The sequence below is a fragment of the Mesorhizobium sp. M7A.F.Ca.CA.002.09.1.1 genome (assembly GCF_003998555.1).
Lineage (GTDB): Bacteria > Pseudomonadota > Alphaproteobacteria > Rhizobiales > Rhizobiaceae > Mesorhizobium > Mesorhizobium ciceri.
Map to the genome: position 1 here is coordinate 1 of NZ_RZRR01000704.1, position 3,004 is coordinate 3,004.

2 protein-coding genes are annotated in these 3,004 nt (G+C 61.6%); both read left to right on the forward strand.

The annotated features are described in order from the left end of the window. Nucleotides 1-109: 109 nt before the first annotated feature. Entirely contained in the window at nucleotides 110-2,671 is a 2,562-nt protein-coding gene (locus EN994_RS24790) for an FAD-dependent oxidoreductase (protein ID WP_063168209.1), read from the forward strand. Nucleotides 2,672-2,765: 94 nt separating this feature from the next. Beyond that, nucleotides 2,766-3,004, forward strand: a 239-nt coding sequence (locus EN994_RS24795) for a DUF1194 domain-containing protein (RefSeq protein ID WP_127307878.1), incomplete at its 3' end; no start/stop codon positions are given.

A 3,004-nucleotide genomic window follows, 5' to 3' on the forward strand; every position in this document is an offset into this window, starting at 1 on the left:
ATTCTGCCGTCTGGTCGCTCGGCTTTTTGCCAATGTCGCAAACAGGCTTCAATCGTGCTGCTGCTCCGCCCTATAGTCCGCCCGCTTTATCACTTTGGAGTCGCGGGCAATGGCAGAGTTTCCGAAAAAGGCGAGGGTCGTCATCGTCGGCCTGGGCGGTATTGTCGGCGCATCGATCGCCCATCACCTGATCGAACGCGGCTGGGATGACATTGTCGGCATCGACAAATCAGGTATCCCGACCGATATCGGCTCGACGGCGCACGCCTCCGACTTCTGCTACACCACCAGCCACGATTTCCTGTCGTGCTGGACGACGCTCTACTCCATCGATTTCTACGAGAAGATGGGTCATTACGCGCGTATCGGCGGCCTCGAGGTCGCGCGTGTCGGCGACGACAGCCGAATGGAAGAAATCAAGCGCAAGATCGCCTCGGCCAAGGCGTTTGGCACGCGCGCGCGCCTGATCGAGCCGGCCGAGATCAAGGAAAAATTTCCGCTCATCGAAGAAGCGATTGTTCAAGGTGGTCTTTGGGATCCCGATGCCGGTCTGGTCATCCCGCGTTCGCAGACGGTCGCCGGCAAGCTGGTCGACCAGGCGGAAGCGTCGGGCAAGCTCAAATCCTTCGCCAACACATCGGCCCGGTCGCTGGTCGTCAAGGACGGCCGCATATCAGGCGTGGTAACGGACCGCGGCACCATCGAGGCCGACTATGTCGTCGTCTGCGCCGGGATTTGGGGCCGGCTGATAGCGGAAATGGTCGGCGAAGACCTGCCGGTCATGCCGATCGACCATCCGCTGACCTTCTTCGGCCCCTACAACGAGTTCGCCGGCACCGGCAAGGAGATCGGCTGGCCGCTGCTGCGCGACCAGGGCAACTCGGCCTATATGCGCGACACCGGTGATCCCAAGACCGCCGAGGGCGGGCAGATCGAATGGGGTTATTACGAAGAGACCAATCCGCGCCTTTGCCACCCGCGCGACCTGCTGGAGAAGGACCAGGCGCGGCTTTCGCCGTCGCAACGCGATCTCGACATGGAACAGATCCTGGCGCCGCTCGAACGCGCCATGGAACTGACGCCGATCCTCGGCGAACTCGGCTATAATGAGAGCCATTCGTTCAATGGACTTCTCCAGGTAACCGCGGACGGCGGCCCGTCGATGGGCGAAAGCCAGAAGGTGCGGGGTCTGTGGTATGCCGTTGCCATCTGGGTCAAGGATGGTCCCGGCATGGGCAAGCTGATCGCCGACTGGATGACCGACGGCCGCACCGCAATCGATCACCATGCCATCGACTATGCACGGTTCTATCCGCACCAGACCAAGGAGCAGTTCATCTGGGACCGCTGCACCGAGACGGCGATGAAGGTCTACAATCCGGCGGTGCATCCGCGCGAGCCGTTCTCCAAGGCCCGCAATATCCGGCGCTCGCCGTTCTGGGAACGCGAGAAGGAACTCGGCGGCTATTTCATGGAACTCGGCGGCTGGGAGCGCGCCCACGGCTATGCCGCCAACGAGCATCTCCTGGAGAAATACGGCAACCGGGTGCCGGTGCGTGAGAACGAATGGGACAACCGCCATTTCTGGCGCGTCTCCAATGCCGAACATCTCGCCATGAGCGAGGATTGCGGCATCGTCAACCTGTCGCATTTCGCCATGTACGACATCGAAGGTCCAGACCATGTCGCGCTGCTGGAATGGTTGTGCGCAGCCAAGATTGGCGGCGACAACAACATCGGCAAGGGCATCTACACCCACTTCCTCGACGAGGAAGGCATGGTGCGGGCCGACTTTACCGTTATTCGCATGGCCGACCGCTGTCGTTTGATCGACGGCGCGGATGCTGGCCCGCGCGATTTCCAGTACATGCGCCGCACGGCACAGGACAAAGGTTTCGACGTCACCATCACCGACGTGACCGAGAAGTTCGTCACCATCGGCATCTGGGGACCGAACGCCCGGGCGACCTTGCAGAAGGTGGTCGAAAACCCGGACGGGCTCTCTGTTGAGAACTTCCCATTCGCGGCGATCAAGCCGGTCCGGATCGGCGGCAAGGACGTCACCGCTTTCCGCATCTCCTATGTCGGCGAGCAGGGCTGGGAACTGCATATGCGCTACGAGGACGGTCTCGCTGTGTGGGACGCGCTGCGCTCGACCGGCGTGATGCCTTTCGGCGTGGAGACCTATGCCAACACGCGCCGCATGGAAAAGAGCCTGCGCCTGCAGAACGCCGACCTTCTGACCGAGTACAATCTGCTCGAAGCGGATCTCGCTCGTCCAAAGGTCAAGGAGAACGATTTCTGCGGCAAGGCGAAGCACGTCGAATACCGCGCCCGCGAGCACCAGCCGGCCATGCTGTGCACGCTGGTGATGACCGAGAATGTCGATTCCAAAGGCGTTGCCCGCTATCCCGTCGGCACCATGCCGGTGATGGATCCGAAGACCGGCGAGACGCTGGTCGACGAACTCGGCCGGCGGTCCTTCACCACCTCGATGGCCTATGGCCCGACCATCGGCAAGAATATCGGTCTTGCCTATCTGCCGTGGGCGTACGCCCAGGAAGGCCGCAAGCTCACGATCGAGTATTTCGGTGAGACATATCCGGTCGAAGTGGCGGCTGTCGGCTACAAGCCGCTCTACGATCCGGAGAATTTGAAGCCGCGCAGCTGATTGCTAGCCGGCGCAAAGGGCATGAAGGCAAAAGCCTGGCCATCGGCCGGGCTTTTCTCTTTTTAAGCCGACGGTTTTCGCTTACCTTCGCGGCATGTCTGCTTTTGCCTGCGCAAGACATTTCCTTTCAGGCTGCGCCGCGTTCGCACTGACGCTCTGGTTGACGCCCGCGGCCCAAGCTGACGAGCCCGTCGATGTCGAGCTGGTGCTGGCCGTCGATGTCTCGCTGTCGATGTCTCCGGACGAACTCGAGATCCAGCGTCACGGCTACGCCGCGGCACTGACGCACGACAATGTGCTGCAGGCCATTGCCGATGGCGCTTATGGCAAGAT